Annotated in this window: 16 protein-coding genes and 4 pseudogenes; 16 read left to right on the forward strand and 4 right to left on the reverse strand. The window is 69.5% G+C overall.

Annotated elements, in window-relative coordinates; translation table 11 throughout:
• Nucleotides 1–458 precede the first annotated feature (458 nt).
• The 11 genes and pseudogenes from C8J30_RS09290 to C8J30_RS19380 all read left to right on the forward strand — a co-directional run bounded on the left by C8J30_RS09290 (nucleotide 459) and on the right by C8J30_RS19380 (nucleotide 8,034).
• On the forward strand, nucleotides 459–995 hold the full coding sequence (locus C8J30_RS09290) for a DUF6931 family protein (protein WP_110805577.1): 537 nt from the start codon (nucleotides 459–461) through the stop codon (nucleotides 993–995).
• A gap of 31 nt (nucleotides 996–1,026) precedes the next feature.
• Nucleotides 1,027–2,310, forward strand: coding sequence for a type VI secretion system-associated FHA domain protein TagH (tagH, locus tag C8J30_RS09295; RefSeq protein WP_181420828.1), 1,284 nt, complete (start codon nucleotides 1,027–1,029; stop codon nucleotides 2,308–2,310).
• Between the two features lie 80 nt (nucleotides 2,311–2,390).
• A pseudogene (locus C8J30_RS19365) lies at nucleotides 2,391–2,705 on the forward strand (type VI secretion system ImpA family N-terminal domain-containing protein); the annotation flags it as partial.
• 49 nt (nucleotides 2,706–2,754) lie between these two features.
• On the forward strand, nucleotides 2,755–3,060 hold the full coding sequence (locus C8J30_RS19030) for a hypothetical protein (RefSeq protein ID WP_245909747.1): 306 nt from the start codon (nucleotides 2,755–2,757) through the stop codon (nucleotides 3,058–3,060).
• Nucleotides 3,061–3,218: 158 nt separating this feature from the next.
• Nucleotides 3,219–3,353 (forward strand): annotated as a pseudogene (locus C8J30_RS09305) (type VI secretion system contractile sheath small subunit); the annotation flags it as partial.
• A 71-nt stretch (nucleotides 3,354–3,424) separates the two neighbouring features.
• Nucleotides 3,425–3,661, forward strand: a complete 237-nt coding sequence (locus tag C8J30_RS09310) for a hypothetical protein (RefSeq protein WP_245909748.1) — start codon at nucleotides 3,425–3,427, stop codon at nucleotides 3,659–3,661.
• 49 nt (nucleotides 3,662–3,710) lie between these two features.
• Nucleotides 3,711–3,968: a type VI secretion system tube protein Hcp gene (locus C8J30_RS09315; protein WP_110805580.1), complete on the forward strand. Its 258-nt coding sequence runs from the start codon at nucleotides 3,711–3,713 to the stop codon at nucleotides 3,966–3,968.
• A 92-nt stretch (nucleotides 3,969–4,060) separates the two neighbouring features.
• Nucleotides 4,061–4,687 (forward strand): type VI secretion system baseplate subunit TssE, encoded by a 627-nt coding sequence (locus C8J30_RS09320; protein WP_181420829.1) that lies wholly within the window; start codon nucleotides 4,061–4,063, stop codon nucleotides 4,685–4,687.
• Nucleotides 4,684–5,053, forward strand: a pseudogene (locus C8J30_RS19370) (type VI secretion system baseplate subunit TssF); the annotation flags it as partial. The gene C8J30_RS09320 and the pseudogene C8J30_RS19370, both read left to right, overlap by 4 nt.
• Nucleotides 5,045–6,357: pseudogene (locus C8J30_RS19375) on the forward strand (type VI secretion system baseplate subunit TssF). The pseudogenes C8J30_RS19370 and C8J30_RS19375, both read left to right, overlap by 9 nt.
• A gap of 528 nt (nucleotides 6,358–6,885) precedes the next feature.
• Nucleotides 6,886–8,034 carry a hypothetical protein gene (locus C8J30_RS19380; protein ID WP_394341924.1) on the forward strand — a complete coding sequence of 383 codons (1,149 nt, stop codon included), beginning with the start codon at nucleotides 6,886–6,888 and terminating at the stop codon, nucleotides 8,032–8,034.
• On the opposite strand, the gene C8J30_RS09335 is transcribed toward C8J30_RS19380, so the two are convergent.
• From C8J30_RS09335 to C8J30_RS09345, 3 genes are all read right to left on the reverse strand, one after another.
• Nucleotides 8,009–9,433 carry a hypothetical protein gene (locus C8J30_RS09335; protein WP_110805584.1) on the reverse strand — a complete coding sequence of 475 codons (1,425 nt, stop codon included), beginning with the start codon at nucleotides 9,431–9,433 and terminating at the stop codon, nucleotides 8,009–8,011. The genes C8J30_RS19380 and C8J30_RS09335 overlap by 26 nt on opposite strands.
• A 234-nt stretch (nucleotides 9,434–9,667) precedes the next feature.
• Nucleotides 9,668–11,263, reverse strand: a complete 1,596-nt coding sequence (locus C8J30_RS09340) for a hypothetical protein (RefSeq protein WP_146227886.1) — start codon at nucleotides 11,261–11,263, stop codon at nucleotides 9,668–9,670.
• Nucleotides 11,264–11,348: 85 nt separating this feature from the next.
• Nucleotides 11,349–11,780, reverse strand: coding sequence for a DUF1036 domain-containing protein (locus C8J30_RS09345; RefSeq protein WP_245909749.1), 432 nt, complete (start codon nucleotides 11,778–11,780; stop codon nucleotides 11,349–11,351).
• 106 nt (nucleotides 11,781–11,886) lie between these two features.
• Here C8J30_RS09345 and C8J30_RS18590 point away from each other — a divergent pair, with 106 nt between their 5' ends.
• The 5 genes from C8J30_RS18590 to C8J30_RS09370 all read left to right on the forward strand — a co-directional run bounded on the left by C8J30_RS18590 (nucleotide 11,887) and on the right by C8J30_RS09370 (nucleotide 15,211).
• Entirely contained in the window at nucleotides 11,887–12,312 is a 426-nt protein-coding gene (locus C8J30_RS18590; RefSeq protein WP_181420831.1) for a hypothetical protein, read from the forward strand.
• 122 nt (nucleotides 12,313–12,434) lie between these two features.
• Nucleotides 12,435–13,073, forward strand: coding sequence for a MotA/TolQ/ExbB proton channel family protein (locus C8J30_RS09355; RefSeq protein ID WP_110805587.1), 639 nt, complete (start codon nucleotides 12,435–12,437; stop codon nucleotides 13,071–13,073).
• Nucleotides 13,074–13,083: 10 nt separating this feature from the next.
• On the forward strand, nucleotides 13,084–13,539 hold the full coding sequence (locus C8J30_RS09360) for an ExbD/TolR family protein (protein WP_110805588.1): 456 nt from the start codon (nucleotides 13,084–13,086) through the stop codon (nucleotides 13,537–13,539).
• Entirely contained in the window at nucleotides 13,539–13,943 is a 405-nt protein-coding gene (locus tag C8J30_RS09365; protein ID WP_110805589.1) for an ExbD/TolR family protein, read from the forward strand. Before C8J30_RS09360 ends, C8J30_RS09365 begins: the two co-directional genes overlap by 1 nt.
• On the forward strand, nucleotides 13,940–15,211 hold the full coding sequence (locus C8J30_RS09370) for a hypothetical protein (protein ID WP_110805590.1): 1,272 nt from the start codon (nucleotides 13,940–13,942) through the stop codon (nucleotides 15,209–15,211). Before C8J30_RS09365 ends, C8J30_RS09370 begins: the two co-directional genes overlap by 4 nt.
• Here C8J30_RS09370 and C8J30_RS09375 read toward each other — a convergent pair.
• Nucleotides 15,208–17,265 carry a serine/threonine-protein kinase gene (locus tag C8J30_RS09375; RefSeq protein WP_110805591.1) on the reverse strand — a complete coding sequence of 686 codons (2,058 nt, stop codon included), beginning with the start codon at nucleotides 17,263–17,265 and terminating at the stop codon, nucleotides 15,208–15,210. The genes C8J30_RS09370 and C8J30_RS09375 overlap by 4 nt on opposite strands.
• Nucleotides 17,266–17,270: the final 5 nt, after the last annotated feature.

Genomic DNA, 17,270 nt, shown 5'->3' on the forward strand with positions numbered 1-17,270 from the left:
TTCGGCATCGATCAGGATCCACTTCTTCTCGATCTCCGCCGGTTTCGCGGTATAGGTTTTCATTGTCGATCGCCCTTTGAAGGGTTGGGAAACTGGATGCGGGCTTATCCGCGCTTTCCAAAAACAAATCAAGCACCCACAGCAGAATTATCACAAGCTATTTCAATGGGTTATAAAATAGGTATCAAAATACCCCATGCAAGCAGCACAAATCGGCCGCCGCAAGCCCGGTTTTCGGCCGATCGGCGCCGTCCTTGCGGCGCGCCCGCCGCTCGCCCTGCAGGCGCGACAAACCGCATGACGACCCGCAAAAGCTGTGCTAGCGTTTTCGGACTTGTCGCCTTGCCGCGTTCATTTCATGGCTTTCCATGCCCGATACAGGATCCGATCCTTTTCCCTTCGCACCATCTCCCGGGTCTCGGGAGGGCGAGACGGACAAGACGCATCCGCCGGTTTCGGTGCTGCGCCACGCCCTGCCGACCGAGCTGTTCAAGGCCATTCCGCAGATCGCCGACATCGTGCAGCTGCGCCCGCATGACGCGGAAACGACGCTCGATTTCCTGTGGCGGCTGCGCGCCTCGACCACGCCCGAAGAGGCGGTGACCTTCACCAGTTTCGCGGTGCTGCCGCAGATCGCAATCTGGTGGGGCTATGAATGCCTGCGGCTCCTGCCCGAGCAGATCGAGCCGCGCGACCGGCCATTTCTGGAAAACATCGCCGCCTGGACCACGGGCCCGACGCAGGACCGCCGCTTTCTGCTGATGCGCGAGGCGCTGTTTGCGCCGTTCCGCTCGCCCTCGGTGATGCTGGCGCTGGCGGTGGGCTGGTCGGGCGGCCCCGTCGCGCCGAATGATCCAATGCCCGCGCCGCTTTACCGCGCGCCGCGCTCGATCAATGCCGCGGTGCTCTCGTGCCTCGCGCGGGCCGATCTGTCGCGTCGTTCGGTGCTGCTGGCGCGGTTCATCGGACTGGCGGAAACGCTCTGCAGGGTCTAGGAAAATACCCGGAAGAGGCGAGGATCGGACCATGCCGCTGGTGCTTCAGATCGAGAATGTCGACCGTCTGCCCGATGGCGGGCCGCTGCGGATCGTCGTCGGCGAGCAGGGTTGTCAGGTCGGGCGGGCGACGACGATGCACTGGGTGTTGCCCGATCCGACGCGGCTGATCTCGGGCCATCATTTCGACATCACCTATGCCGAGGGTGGCTGGTGGCTGACCGACCGCTCGACCAATGGCACCTTCCTGCAGGGCAGCCGCTACCGGCTCGACCAGCCGTGGCGGCTGCGCCATCTCGACCGGTTTCAGGTCGGCCACTACCTGATCGTGGCACAGCTTGAGGAGCCGGTGCACCAAAGCCCCGACTGGGGGGCCTTTGCGCCGATGCCGGCCCCGGCCCCGCCCGTGGCCCAACCCCTGACCCCGCCGCCGTCTTTCCCGGCGCAACCGGCCTTTGCCCCACCCGCTTTCGCGCCGCCCCCCGGCCGTCTGCCCGGCCCGCCCGGCGATTTCGCCGAGGATTTCATCGCCAACCCGCTGCCCCCGGCAGCCCCCGTCCCGCCGCAGCCCGTGCCACCCTCGCTGCCGCAACCGCAGCTGCAAGCGCCGCCGCTTCCGCCCGTGCCGGCTGTGGCCGCCGCCGCCGTCCTGCCGCCCACGGCCGCGCTCGCGCCGCAGCAGCCTGCGGCGGCACCTCTGGCCGGGCCGCTGGCCGGGGCGTCCTTCCTGCAGGCCTTCTGCACCGGTGCCGGTCTTGACCCCGCACATTTCGGCACCGCTGATCCCGAGGTTCTGGCCGCCATGCTGGGCCGCAGCCTGCGCGCCGTCGCCTCGGAGGTGATGACGCAACTGCAACTGCGCGCCGCCGCCAAGCAGTTCACCCGCGGCGGCGATCGCACCATGCGCCAGGCCGATCACAACAACCCGTTGAAATTCATGCCCGATGTCGAACAGGCGATGGAGGCGATGTTCCTGCGCCCGCGGGCGGGCTTCCTGCAGGGCCCCGAGGCGCTCGCCGAAGCGCTGATCGATCTGCGCCGCCATCAGGTCGCGCTCTTTGCCGCGCTGCAACCGGCGCTGCAGCAGCTTCTGGGCGATCTCGCGCCCGAGGAGATCGAGGCCGCGGCGGCGGGCGGGCTTCTGGGCGGCTCGCGCAAGGCGCAGGCCTGGGAGCTTTACATCGAGCGCTGGGACGGCAAGACCGCGCCGCATGAAAACGGCATTCTCGACGCCTTCCTCGCGCATTTCGCCGCCGCCTACATGGACAGCATCACCACGCAGGCGATCGGCTTGTCGCCGCATCCGCAGACTTGACCCCGAAGCGGAAACGGGCGACGCCCGGGGCGTTTTGAACCGCCGCAGGGCGGGCTGCTTTGAAGCGTCCGGGGGTCGTCATGGCCATCGACTTGTTGTCCGAAGCCGTTTCCGGCGAGGCCCCCTGCGGCCCCGATCTTGAACAGACCGCCGATCCGGATTTCCTCGGCTATCACTTCGCCGCCGAAGCCGCCCTGCCCGAACGCTACCTGCTGCCGAACGTCTTCAAGCCCGGCTCGATCGACATCCACCGCGAGACCGCGACGATCACCGCGCGGCTCAAACGCAGCCGCGATCTGCGCCTGCTCTCGCTGCTGGCCCGGTTCGAGATCCTTGCCGGGCGTCCCGGGGGCTTTGCCGAGGCGCTCGAGGGCGTCGTCACCGTTCTGACCGCCTTTCCCGAAACCGCCCATCCTGCCCTGCCCGGCCGCGCAGCTTCGCATCGTGCTCGACGCGCTCGAACGGCATCTGGCGCAGACGGACCCCTCTTCGGTGGCGCTGCTTCTGGTCACGCAGGCGCGGCTTCTGGTCGGCAAGTCGCTGGTCGAGGCGCCGGGGCCGCCGCCGCCGCCCGCCCCCATCCTGCGCGAGCGCGCCGACATGGCCGCGCAGATGCGCGCGATCGAGGCCTGGTACCGCCGCAACGAGCCGACAAGCCCGATCCCGGTGCTGCTGGCGCGGGCGCGCGTGTCGCTCGACCGGGATTTCGAAACACTCGTCGCAGAGCTGTTGCCCAACCGTCAGAAATGACGACGAAAGCCCTTTAAATTCAAGCTTGTGAATGGGTAACCATCCTTAAAGGCCGTTGACTTTCACTCAACCCATGCGCTTCATCAGATCAGGTCACGGAGTTTCGATAGGCATCCGAAAAGGCTACCGATTTTCTCAAGCGCAACCGCCCTCCGCGGGTGCAGATTTCCTACGAAGACCCCTATGACAGCGAAAAGCTGGTCGAGTTGCCCTTTGTCATGGGCATCATGTCGGACCTGTCGGGCAATGCCGCGAAGGTCGAAAAACCCGAGATCGAGGCGCGCGAGTTCCGCGATGTGACGGGGACGAGGCTCGACACGTTCATGGCCGATGTCGCGCCCGGCCTGGCCTTAGCCAGACCCGGGTGCAGTTGCAGACCGATCTGCAAAGCTGGATCAACCGCTACGTCTCGGGCAACCCCGACACCGCCACCGAGGCCGAGAAGGCCAAGAAACCCTTGGCCGGCGCCAAGGTCGAGGTGCTCGAAGACGAAGAAAACCCCGGCTATTACATGGGCCGGTTCTTCCTGAAACCGCATTTCCAACTGGAGGGTACGGATATCGGCAGGAGCCTCGTGTCCAAACTTCCCAACACCAAATAAGCGTCAGCAGTGACCGTTCGAGACTGTTTCCTCCTCAAAGGAGCTTGCCGTGTCTGTGGATATCTTTCTGAAACTTTCCAATAATATCAAGGGCGAGTCGCAAGACACGACCTACAAGGACAACATCGACGTGCTGGCGTGGTCCTGGGGGCTGACGCAGTCGGGAACGACCCATGTCGGGGGCGGCGGCAAGGTCAACGTGTCGGACATCATGCTGACGAAATATGTCGATCTGGCCTCGAACGACCTGATCAAGCGCTGCACCTCGGGCTGGGATATCGCCGCGAACGAGGAATGGTCGCCCTGAGCCGTCACCGGCGCGCAGGCGCGGCCTGATCGGATGCGGCGTCGGCGATGCCGCGTCCCTGCCCTTCTCTCTTGCCGAACCGGACGTCCGCCATGCGACAGCCCGTTTCTTCCGCTGCGGGGCCGGGACGCGCCACCCAGACCGGGGGCGCGCAGCGCGACCGCGCCCGTCGCCAGATGTCGCTCATGCATGTCTTCCGGCTTTGCGCCGAGACCGCGACCTCGCGCCTGTCGGCCCTCGGTCCGAGGGGCGACAGCGCCGAGGCGACGACGCCCCCCGTTGTGAAACTGCACCGCGAGGGGGTGGCGCCTGAAGAGCTGCGCCGCCGTCTCGGCATCGATCTGGCCGCGCTGATGAACACGATCCGGCTGGATGCGGTGGTGGATCTGACCGATCAGCCCCATGCGCGCCGCTCGGTGGTGAACCACGGCTTTCTGGACCTGACTGCGATCTCGCGCTCGCGCCGGGCCGAACTCGCGATTGCCGAGCAGATCCGGCAGACCCTGATCGAGCGCGAGCCGCGGCTTGATCCGCAGACGCTGACGGTGACGCTTGGCGATCGGGACGAAAGCCGGACCGAAAAGCTGACCTACCGGATCGAGGCGGAAATCCGCGCCTGGCCCGCCGATGTGCCGGTGGGATTCACCGCCGAAATCGACGTCGGCGCGGGCAAGATGCGGATGCGCGGCCTGCCGAAAGGGACTGAGGGGGAGCGATGAGAAAGGCTTTCCGCGACGCCTATAACGAGGAACTGGCGCTGCTTTATGAACGCGCGGCGGAATTTTCCGCGAAATATCATGGCATTGCCGAGCGTCTGGACGGCGTGCTGCGCGACAATGCCGATCCCGGCATCGCCGGGCTTCTGGAGGGCACGGCGTTTCTGGCCGCCCGCGCGCAGCTGAAGCAACGCGAGGAATTTCGCGGCTTCACCGATGAGTTGCTCGAGCAGTTCCTGCCCGGCCTGCTGGAGCCGCTGCCCGCGATGATGATGGTGCAGGCGCATGGGCCCGAGCCCGACAAGCTCGAGACCGGCAAGCGCATCGCGGCGGGCAGTGCGATCGACGCCCGGCTTCTGGATGCCGAAACCCGCGTCGCCTGCCGCTTTCGTCTGGGCGCCGCGATCGAGCTTTGGCCGCTCGAGATCGAGCGCATTGCCCCGCGTCACCGCCGAGCGGGTGCAGCTGATCATCGAATTCGACCGCGTGCAGCCGGTTCTGGCGGCGCGGCTCGGCCCGCAGGCGGCGGTGCTGCATGCCGCCCCGGCGATCAACCTTTTCGAAGAGGGCGCAAGCCATGTCCGCCCCGACCGCAGGCAGGCCGACCATATCGTCACCCCCGACTCAAGCCCTTCGAAGCATTACGAAATCATCCGCATCACCGATGTCTTCGCGCATTCTCCGGGCCGCACCGCGCGCCAGCGCGTGACGCCGCTTTACGGCCTGCCCGAGGCCGATGCGAACCCGCGGCAGGCGCTTTACTCCGCCGCCGCGAGCACCGCCTGACCGAGGAGGAGCTCCGCTTTGGCCGCCGCGCCCGCTATCTGGGCACCGAAACCTTCATCGCGCTGCATGAGCCGCCCAGCCCCGACGAGGCCGAGGCGGTGCAGCGGCTCTCGGTCCGGGCCTTGTGCTCGAACCGGCATTTGCCGGAATATCTGCCGATCGGCGAAAGCCGCGACGATTTCCATCTGGGCGAGGATGTCACCCTCCGCTTTGCCTGCCTGACCGCCCCCCCCCCGCGCGAGCCGCTCGCCGCGCTTGATCCGGGCGGGCCGCACCGGGCGATGCAGGGTGATCTGAACTGGCGGCTGATCTCCTATCTGGCGCTTGGCGCCTTTGGCCTTGATGGCCGCGGCGGTCCCGAGGCCCATGCGATCAGCCAGCACGACCGCCCCGAGGAGGACCGCTTCGCGGGATTTCTGGCCGCGCTTCTGGGCTTTGGCACCCCCGCGATGGCTGGCCGTGACAGCCTGCCCGATGCGGCGCGGGTGCATGTGGCGGGGCTCGCCTATGGCCGCGACCGCTCTCCCGTGCGGCTGCGGCAGATCCTCAAGCGGCTTCTGGGCGATCCGGTCGAGGTGATCGAGCATTGCCCCTCGTGGATCGACATCGAACCCGAGGACCGCAACCGTCTGGGCGCGCGCATCCGCACGGTGAACGACCGCATCACCCTTTCGGTGCGGGTGAAAACCCTTGCCGCCTATCGCGCCTACCTGCCGGGCGGCACCGCACATCGGCGGCTGACCGATCTGGTGTTCTGGTCTCTGCGCGACCGCGTCGCCGTCACGCTCAGCCTGTCGCTGCCCGCCCATGCGATCCCGCCTGCCCGCCTTGGCCAAAGCGCGGAGCTGGGCTGGATGGCGGCGCTCGCCCCCGCCGTTGCCGTTTGAGGCTGCCATGACCGAAATCACCATCGAGAAATACGCCCGCAAGATGAACCGCGCGGGCTATGACGCCTTCCTGCAGGCGATGCGCCACGCGCGCGGCGAGCAAAACCGTCAGGTCGAGGTGGTGCACTGGCTGTTTCACGCGCTCTCGAACCAGAATGCCGACATCGCCGTGACACTGCGCGAAAGCGGCATCGACCGCGGTGCGGTGCTCAAATCGCTCGATCAGGCGATGGCGCGGCTGCAAAAGAACATCACCGAGACCACCGGCATTTCCGACCGGCTGGCGGATTTGCTGAACCACGGCTGGACTTACGCGACGCTCTTTTTTGGCGAGGTGCAGATCCGCACCGGCCACATGCTGCTGGCCGCGCTGAACGACACGCATCTGAAATGCGAGGTTCTGGCCGCCGCGCCGCAGCTTGCGACGCTGTCGCCCGAGGTGCTGGGCAAGGAAAGCCGCCGTCTCTGGGCCAGCTCGGAAGAAGAGGCGATGCGGCCGATGGATGGCTCGATACCGCCTGCGCCCGGGTGGCGGTCAGTCAGGCCACCATCCCCGCCCGCATCGCCGATCTGCGCGTCGCGATTGCCGCGCTGGAAGCCGAGATCGCGGGCAAGCTTTCGGAACGCGATCTGGGCGAGGCGAACGAGGACCGCCGCGCCGAGGCCGAGGCGGAAAAGGCGAAACTGACCGAGACACTCGCCGCGCTGGAAGCCATGCATGCGACGGAAAAGGAGATGGTCGAGCGCATCGTCTCCTTTCGCAAGGCGACGGCTGACCCCGGCGAGGCGATCGACACCGATACCCTGCGCAGCGAGATGATGGCCGAGATGGACCGGCTTGCCGCCACCCACCCCGACGACCGGATGGTCTATGCCCATGTCCTCGAGCATTCCCGCGCTGGACCGGAGCTACAAGAAGACGGGCACATTGACGCCGCAAAGCTGTGTCGACCTGTCGCAGAAGATCACGAATATCCAGAACCAGATCAAGGCTTTGGAAGACTACACCGCGGAAATGCGATCCGCGATCCGAACTCAGAAGTCGCTCAACACCGGGCTGTTCGTCGCCACGATCATCCGGGACACTGCGTTGCGTTTCTGGACATGGCGGCGGCGCTTGTTCCGGGCAAGACCGGCAAATGGACGGCCAAGCTTGGCAGCGCCGCCATCACCACCTCGCAATCGGTGGCCGAGAGGGCCTATGGTCAGGGCGACGCCGCCACCATCGCGCAGCGCAGTTTCGACACCGCGGTCGGGCTGGTGCCGACCAAGACGGCCCTGCCGGCCTATGCCGTCGGCAAGGCGCAACTGGGCTCGGGGATCGTCAGCCTCGTGCGGGGCAGTTCGGAAACCGACAGCGCCCTGCGCCAACGCGAAGCGCTGAAGACCAGCACCGACATGATGATGGACAGCGCCATTTCCATGGTCGAACTGGCCAAGGCGGGGGTGCAGATGCCCGTCCTCGACAAGGTGGGCACGGGTCTGAGCGTGGTGAAGGCGGCGGCGAGTTACGGGTTCAACCTGCGCTCGGCCCAGGATGCCTATGTCAAGGACGCTGACGATCTGACGATGCGCAGCTTCGATCTGGAAAGCAATTATGTGTGCGGGCTGAAGACACTCGGCCAGCAGTTGACCGAGGCGCTGGCCATGTTCAAAGAGTGCGAGGGGCTGGTCTGACCGCGCCCCCCAGCGCCTCCAGCACCTGATCGGCGAGCGCGATGAAGGCCTTCACTTCGGGCGGGTCGGGCACGACGGTCACGGGCGCGACCGCGCCCGGGCCGTCCATCTTGCGCGTGGCCCAGGCCTTCAGATCGGCGACGGTGTAGCTGCGCAGAAACGGGTTCGCGGCCACCACCCCCTCGCCCATCACCGCCACGACCGCGGCGCCATCCTCGGCCGCACGCACGCGATGCGCCCCCTCCGGGCCAAGGAAATGCGCCAGATACAGCCACCCCGAGGTCACCGCATGGCCGCGCGCGCGCAAACAGGTCTCGTTCTCCTGCGCGAGACGCTTCACCATCTCGGTCGCGAGCGTCGGATCGCCGCGCAGCGCCAGCAGCTCGGCCCGGCTCATTTTCGCTACGAAATCAGGATGATAATCGCCCATCATCAGGATCGGATGCAGCCGCGGCCCGAAACGGTCGGCGATGATGCCCGCGACCGGCTGCACGAATTGCCCGCCGCCTTGCGGCGCCCCGCCGCCGCCGCCGCCGCCCGGGCTGCGGCAGACAAAACCGCCCGCCCGATCGGGCAGGATGTAGCAGGCGAGCCCCGGCCCGCCGCCGCCGGCCGACGCGACACCGACATAAAGCCACTGCCCCGCCACCGTCCCCCCCGACCCGGGACGGCGGGCAAAGGCCAGACGGACGCGTTCGCCCCCCTCGGCCGGGCGGTCGAGATCGGGGCGTTTCGCCAGCACCGCCACCAATTCCCCCGCCATCTGCGCCGAGGCGCCGTCGCGGATCGCGGCGGAATAGACCGCATCAAGGAGCCGATAGCCCGAGGCGGTTCCGGCCACAGGCGCCTCCGCCCCGGGGGCGGGGCCGCTTTGCGCCAGCGCGGGCAGATCCTCGCGCACCCAGCGGTCGGCCAGAACCTGCGCCAGCGGCCGCGCCACTTCGGCAAGGATCACCGCGTCCTCGAAGGGCGCGCGCCGCGCGGCCTCGGGGCGCACGATCGCGACCGAGGTCGCCGTGGGCGCCGCCGCCGCAGCGGCCGTCAGCGCGCCCGGATCGGCAAGGATATCGGGCACGGCGGCGCGCGGCGGGGCCAGAATGTCGGGAACCCTCTCCAGCGCTGGCAGGGCGGCGCCATAGACATCCTCGGGACCGCCGAGATCGACCCTGTCCTCGATCGCCTCGAGTTTCGCACGCTCGGCCGCATCGATCGCCGCGGGACCCGCCTGCCCCGCCTCGGCCGCATCGCGCTGCGCCAGAAACAGCGCGAAATCCTCGCGGCTCGAGGGCAATTCGGTCATCAGCCGCCGCTCGGTCGGCACCAGATCATCCTCGATCAGGGTGAACCGATCGGGCCGCGGCAGGCCGAAACGGGTGATCGAAAGCACCCCCGGCGCCACGGCCGCGCTGCTGTCGACCTGAACAAGCTGCAGCTCATCGCCGCCCGGACCGAAAAGCGCCTGCCGCGCCTGCGTCGCAAGCCCCGGCAGATCAGGAAAACCGCAGCAAGGCCAAGCCCGACCGCCCCCGGCAGCCCCCCGAACAGCGCCAGCCGCTGCGTCAGGGGGCGACGCGCCCGGGCGCGGGCCTTGCGGCGGGCGGCGTGAAAGCTGGGGTCGATCTCGAACATCGCGCTACCGCATCACGCCGCGGCCAAGCGCCCCCGCGTCGATGCCGCCCGCGGGCGCCGTGCGCGCCGCGGGCGCGGTGCGGGCCGCGGGCGCGGTGCGGGCCGCGGGCGCGGTGCGGGCCGGGGCGGTCGTCGTAGGGGTGCGCCGGGGCGTCGTCGTCGCGGCGGTGCGCGGCGCCGCGGGGGTCTGCCGCGCCGCGGCCGGACAGGTCAGATCCGCCGCGGCAAGGATGTCGCGATAGAGCACCAGCGTCGCCTCGCGGCTGGGGGCGGCGGTCTGGCGCGCGACGTAATAGCGATCGACCGCGGCGCGCGAGCCAGCGCCCCAGCTGCCGTCGATCTGCCCGCCATAGCAGCCCATCCGCTGCAATTCTGTCTGCACCGCAGCGGCGATGCCCGCAAGCGGCGGGTCGAAGGCGCCGCTTTCGACAAGGGTGGCAAATCGCGCGGCATCCTCGGCCCGCAGCGCGGCACGTTCGCGCGCGGCCATGCCGTAAAGCGGCGCGGCGGCAGCGGTCTCGGGCGCAGTCGGGGCGGCCTCGGGGGTGAAGGCGGCGGGCGTGGGGGCGATCTCGCCGACGATGACCGAGGGCCGCGGCAGCCCCGCCGCGGTCGGTCGCGCCGCCAGAAGCACCCGGGCCGAGACCTCGACCAGACGCAGCCCGCCCGCCTCGACCGCGCGCAGCGGCTTCGGGGCCACGGGACTTTGCGGCGCGTCCGGGATCTGGCCCGGATCGATCAGCACGGTGCCCGCGCCCGCCGGGCCGCTGCCCAGTTTCTGCCAAAGCCCGGCAAGACGCGCCGCCTCGGCGGGCGGCAGGCTGCGCAAAAGCGCCGCCGCCTCGCTTGCCGAGCGCAGCCGGTCGGTGCCGGTCTGCGGCACCGGCGCGGGCAGACGGTGGCGCAGCCGCGTCTCGATGAAGCCCGCGCCCGGGGTTTCGGCCAGCGCCGCACCCAGATCCGCGCCGCCGCTGCCAAGCGCGGTCAGAAACCGCGCCGTGGTCCGATCCCGCGCGGGCGCCGTCGCGGGGCAGCCCTGCGCGGGATCGGGCGAAAGCAGAACCAGCGTTTCGTCGAGCGGATCGGGCGGAGGCGGCGCAGCCACAGCAGGCGCTACAGGCGCGGCGGCAACGGGCGGCGGCGGTGGCGCGCTCACCCCCGCGCCGGGCGTGTGGCAGCCCTGCACCACCGCCACCACCTGCAGCGCACCGCGCGCCTTCAGCGCCGCAATCGTCGCGTAAAGCGGCCAGCCCTCGGGCCGACCGGTGCCGCCCGCACGCGCCTCGGGCGCCAGAAGCCAGGTCTCGCCCGCCTCGACCCGCGTCGGACCGGAGAAATAGAGAAAGGTCACCGGCGCCACCGCGCCAAAGGCGAAGTTGGCCGGATCGGCATTCTCGCGCCGGATCGTCTCGACCCCGGCCGAGATCATCGCGCGCGAGACCGCCATCCCGTCGGCGCGCGGCGCGGCCAGATCGCCGCCCGCCGATTTCGTCGTGACAAGGACATAGGCGAGCGGCGGCTGCGCCGACACCGCGGCGGGCAGGCCAAGGGCCGCCCCGAGACCGCACAGCCCCGCCATCAGACCAGACGAAAGACCCATCGGCGACACCGCCCCGAAACTCCGCTCGCCCCGCATCCTAGGGCAGATTGCCCGCATCGACCACAACCAAACCGGGCGCCCGCGCTCATGGTTGCGCGCGCAGGAACAGGGTCCAGTCGGCCGTGTCTCCGGTGTCGACCTCGATGAACCGCGCCTCGACCTGACCGCGCAGGGCGCAATCCGATTCGCCCTCGATCACGAAGCGGTCGGGGGCGATGCACATCGGCACCGTGCCGGAGAGCAGCTCCTTGCCGAAGATGTCGGTGGCGAAAAAGTACAGAAACCGCGCCGCGATCGGCTTGCGGATCAGCGTCGCGCAGTGGTTCGGACAGATCTTCCACCAGCCGCGGGTCTCGAAGCTGTCGCCCGCAGGCTGGCCGATCGCCACATTCGCCAGATCAAGCATCTGATTGCACAGCTGAAATTGCGCCCAAACCGGCGTCGCCGCCAAAAGCGCAACGCCCAAGGCGAGCGCCCCCGCTTTGCAAAACCTGCCTTGCAAGACCATCCGGGCCATCCTGCACACCTGCAACACCTGCCCCCTGCCCGCCCCGAATGATTGAGAAACAAGGGATTTGATGTTAATTCTGCACAACCTTGAGGGATCGCGAAAGGCGAAACAGATGTTGCGGACCGTGAGCCTGATGCTGGCCGCCATCGCGCTGGGCGCCTCTGGCGCGGCAGGGCTGGTGACGTCTCATGCCAGATTTGCCAGTGCCCCCGCCGTCAGCGGCCCGATCCCGCCTGTCACGCCCGCCAAGAGGGCTGCAAAGATCGCGCCGCAAGCGCCTGTTCTGCAATACTTTTCCGGGGAAACCGCGGCCTCCCTCACGGCAGCGGCGGCGCCCGTCGTCCTGCGCCTGTCGAGCAGCGATCCGGCCCCCGCGCTGCCGCCCCCGGCCCCCCCGGCGGGCTATGTCTCGCCCCATGCGCTGCCCGCGGAACCGACAGCGGCCGCGGCGCCCGCCGCCGAGACGCCGCGAGAGCTGGCAGCGCAGCGCGCAAGGATCACCGACTTCACCCCGTGGAAGACCGGCGTCTATCGCTGAGAGCGCCCCGCCGGGGCCAAACGGGCGCAAGACGGTTGCATCCGACCACCCGCAGGGTATCCATGGCTGCAAGGTGTTCGTTTGTCGTCTTTCCTGCCCGATTTCCCCGGAGCCCTTTCGCCATGACCTCCGCCACTACCCTGACCACGATTTCGGTCTTCATCGCCCTCGGCCTCCTGTCGCTCGCCGGAACCACGGTCGCGCTGTTCAAGATCATCCAGTTCGCGCGCCTTGGCGTCGGCCGTCTGAAACGCGCCGAGGAGATCCTTGACGCCTGGCTTGGCGGGCGCCCGGAGGAGGCGATGCGCTCGGCGGCGCTGCGCGATTGCGTGTTGGCGCGGGTGCTGCAGGGGGTGCTCTCGGCGCTGCGGGCAAGGCCGAGCGACACCGCCTATGCCGAGGAACTGGGCCGCCAATCGGCGCTGATCGAGCTCGCCGCGATGACCTCGCGGATGCGGGTGCTGGAAATGGTGATCCAGGCCGGGCCGATGCTCGGGCTTCTGGGCACGGTCGTCGGCATGATCCAGGCGTTTTCGACGCTCTCCGAGGCGGGCGGAGCCGCCGATCCGGCGCAGCTGGCCGCGGGGATCTGGACCTCGCTCACCACCACCGCGACCGGGCTTGCCATCGCGCTTCTGGCCTATTTCGTCGCGAACTGGCTCGAAGCCCGGATCGAGCGCGAAAGGATCAGCATGGAGATGCTGATTTCCGCCGCGATCCACGGCCGGATCGAGGCTGGCCGCTCCGGCACGATGCGCTGAGGAGGGCGCGATGCTCGATCCCTCCGGCATGAAAGGCAGGCTGCCCGTTTCGGAACGGCGCTATGCCTTCACGCTGATGCCGCTCGCCGATGCGATGATGCAGCTGCTGATCTTCTTCATGCTCTCGGCCTCGATGTCGACCTATGCGCTGCTCGATCTGCGGGCGGGACCGCCCCCGGCGAGCGGGGCGGCGATGGTGCAGGCGCTGCCCGATCTGATCGCGGGCACGGACACCGAGGCGGGCACGCTCTGGACGGTCGAAAGCGGCGCGGTGATCGCCAATGGCCAGCGCTTCGGCTTTGATGCGCTCGGGCTGATGGTCGCCGGGCTGAAGCGGCAGCAGGCGCCGAAGGTGCTGTTGCTGGTGCGGCGCGGCGCCAGCGTGCAGGATCTGGTCGTCGTGCTTGAAGCGCTCAGCGCGGGCGGCATCGGCGCGGTGCAGCTCGTCTCGGCGGAGGGCGGCTGATGCGTCCGCTGCCCCGCCCCCAGAAGCGCGTGCGGATGGATATTTCCTTCGCCGTGGTCAACGTCGTGCTGCTGTTGATCTTCTTCTTTCTGGTCACCGGGCGGCTGATGAACCCGGTCGATCCCGAGATCGAACTGGCCGAGACCTCGGAGCTGCCGCTCGATGCCCTGCCCTCGCCGCTGCTGGTGATCACCGCCGAGGGGGGCTGGCAGCTGGATGGCCGCGATCTGGCGCCGGAGCTTCTGGGCGTGGCGATCGGCGAGCTGGCGCAGCCGCCGGTGCTGCATGTGCTGGTCAACCGCCATGCCGATGCGACGCTGCTGACCGGGGTGCTGGCGCGGCCCGAGCTGGCCGGGGTCCGGGTGCGGCTGGTCACGCTGCGCGCGCGCAAGGGGGCGCCATGAGCGATCTTCTGCGCCGCGATGTGCCCGGCTGGTGGGGGCTTGCCTTCGCCGGGTCGCTGGCGCTGCACGGCACCGGGCTGGCGCTCTGGTTCGATCTGATCCCGTGGCACGGCTGGCCGCAGCCCGCGCCCACGACGCAGGCCGAGATCACCGTGGCGAGCCTGATCCTGACCGAGGACCAGCTTGCCGCCGCCGAGGCCCCGCCCGAAGCGGCGCCAGCGCCGACACCGCCCGAGCCGCCCGCGCCCGTTCCGACGCCGGAGCCGGAGCAGGCGCCGGACCCCGCCCCCGAAGCCGAACCGGCCCCCGAGCCCCCGGCGGTCGAGCCGCCGACGGCGGAGCCCGTTCCAGCACCAGAGCCCATGCCAGTGGCAGAGGCGCCTGCGCCGCCGCCCGAGGCGACCGAGAACCCGCTTCTGGCCGCGCCAGGCGCGGCCGCGACTGCGGGTCCGGGCGGGTTGGGCGATGTGTCCCCCCCCGGCCCGACCGCCGAAGCGCCCGCGCCGGAACCGCCGCCCGCCGCCCCGATAGACCCGGAGCCTGCGCCCGTACAACCTGTGCCCGCACAACCTGCCCCCGTCGCGGCGCCCGCCGCTCTCGCCCCGCCGCTCGTCGCGCCGCCGCCGCTGACGCCCGATGCGGCGTCCTTGCGCCGTCTCGCGCTGCGGCTGCGCGGGCAGTTCGGCGCCTCCTGCCTGATCGCCCTGCCCCAGCTCGGCGACGGCCGCGCGCCCGCGGTGGTGATGCTCTCCGACCGCGACCGCTCGATGGTGGATTTCGCCAAGACCGTGCTGCCCGACCCCGAGACCCCCGATCGGCCGCCGCCCGCCAATCGCGCCGTTCTGGTCGATGCGCGGCAATGCGCGGCGGTGAATTTCCTGCGCGCACGCGCGGAATACCCGGCTTTCGGCCTGTCGCTCGGCCTCGTCAGCGATGCGGTGCTGTCGGGCGGGCGGCTGATCGGCTCGATCGAGGGGGCGGCGCCCGGAACGCAGACCGCGCTGCTTCTGGTCGACGACAATGGCGTGGTGCAGGATCTGCGCCGCTTCCTGCGGTTTGCCGGCGGGCGGACCGAATTCGACGTGCCGGTGACGCGCGACGGCGATGCCCGCGACACCGCGCAGATGCTGATCGCGCTGGCCAGCCCGACGCGGCTGGCGACGGTGACGAACATGGCCGGGCGCAGCGCCGAGGAGTTCTTCCCGGCGCTGCAAAAGGAGCTCGACAAGCGCACGGCGCTTGCAGTGCTGCCCTTCGATCTGCGCTAGGGCGTCAGCGTCAGCACCGCCGCCCGCGCGCCCACCGAGAGCTTGCGGCTGGCGATCTCGGCCAGAACCGCGGGCATCAGATCCTTTGCCGCGACCCCGGGCGCCGCCGTCGCCGCGCTGACGAGCGCCACGGGCGAGGCAAGCGCCACGATCAGCTGCGGCTCGGGCTTGCCGGTGTCGGATTTGAGCCCTACCGCCAGCACTGCCGAGCCGTCGGGCTGCATCTCCAGCCGCTCGGTCAGATCGAAGACCGCCCCGGTCCCCGAGACAAGGAAAAGCCAGATCGTTCGACCTTCAAGCCCCGCAATGCGCGCGATCACCGAGCCGCCCGAGGGCACGACATCGGCATCGAGCGTGACCAGCGGCGGCTCGACCGCGCGGCCCTGCAAGGCGCGCATCAGCGCCAGAACCGGGCATTGCTCGGCACTCACCCGCTGATCGAGCACCGCGGGCGTCGCACCAAAGGTGCTGCCATAGGCGTCAGCGATACCGGGCAGTTTGCCCGGCGCATCGCCCAGAACCGCAAGCTTGCCGCTGTTGCCGCCCGCCGTCACCCGCATCGCGACGCTGCAGGGCACATCGGGGCGGAAGGCCGCCAGAAACCCCTCGCGCGTGGCGGTGTCGGGCGGTGGCAGCGCGGCAGCAGGTGTCTCGGCGGCAGGCGTTCCCGCGGGGGGCGTCTCAGGGGAAGCGATCTGCGGCGGTGCGGGCGCGGGACCGCCCGCCCCCGGCCCCAAAGTCAGATACCAGCCAGCGCCGCCCAGACCGGCGAGCGCCACGGTGGCAAGCCCGGCCCAAAGCAGCCCCCGGCCCTGACGCGCCGGGGCCGCGGGCGGCCCGGACGGCTGCGGCAGGCCGGTGAAGCCCGAGGTGCCGGGGCTGAGCATCGCGCCGGGGCGCTGCGACAGCGGCGGTTGCGAGATCGACGGCTGGCTTGCCGCGAAGCCTCCGGTGCGGAAATCGCCCGCGGCGCCGGTTCCGGTCGCAAAGCTGCCGGACGGGAAGCCGCCGGTGTTCCAGTCGTCGGGCGGCTGGCTTGCCCCCGCAAAACTGCCCGTCTGCAGAAGGCTCTGGCTCATCGTTCCGGGCGGCAGGCTGCCCGGCGCCGCGCCCATGCCGAGCGGCGCCGCAATCACCGTGCGATCGCCCGGCGCGCCAGCCGCCGCCGCCCAGGGCGCGTAAAGCGGCGGCACAAGCCGCGGCGCGTCGAGCATCCGCACCACCGCCGCCATGTCGGCCGGACGATGCGCGGGATCGGGTTCGAGCATATGCGCCAGAAGCGGCGCCAGCCCCGGCGGCACGCCTTCGAGCGCGGGAATGGCGCGGCGGGCATTCACCGCCTCGACGATCGAGGTGCCCATGTCGAGCGCCTTGCCGCGCAGCCCCGCCGCAATCAGCAGCGCGAGCCCGTAGATATCGGTGCGCGGCCCGACCTCGCCGCCGAAATGGCCCAGCTGCTCGGGCGAGACATATTTGAACTTGCCCGCAAACTGGCCGTGCAGCGTGCTTTCCGCCATCGTCGCCGCCCGCGCGATGCCGAAATCGATCAACACCGCCTGATCGACATCGCCACCGCCCAGCATGATGTTGTCGGGCGAAAGATCCCGGTGCACGATCTCCAGCCGATGCGCCCGCTCCAGCGCCACCGCCATCCGCCGCATCAGCCGCCGCGCCTCGGCTTCGGACAGCGGCTGGCCGATCACCATCCGCTCCGACAGCGGCGCGCCGTCGATGAAATCCATCACCAGACAGTAGCGATCCACCACCGGCTCGTGAAAACTGTCGAGATAGCGCGCCACCGCCTCGTCGGTGAGTTTGAACAGGATCCGCGCCTCGCGCTTGAACAGGCCAAGCACCTTTTCGTCATGCGAGAGCGCCTGCAGCACCGCCTTGATCGCGACGCGGTTGCCGGTGAACAGATGCTCGCCCTCGTAGACCTCGCCCATGCCGCCCGCACCGATCAGGCGCTCGATGCGGTAGTTGTTGTTCAGCACCTTGCCCACGAGGTTCTGCTCGGGGCGCAGGCTCGGTTTCGGGGTCTCGATTTCGGTCATGCTTC

Source organism: Rhodobacter viridis, from assembly GCF_003217355.1.
GTDB classification, from domain to species: domain Bacteria; phylum Pseudomonadota; class Alphaproteobacteria; order Rhodobacterales; family Rhodobacteraceae; genus Rhodobacter; species Rhodobacter viridis.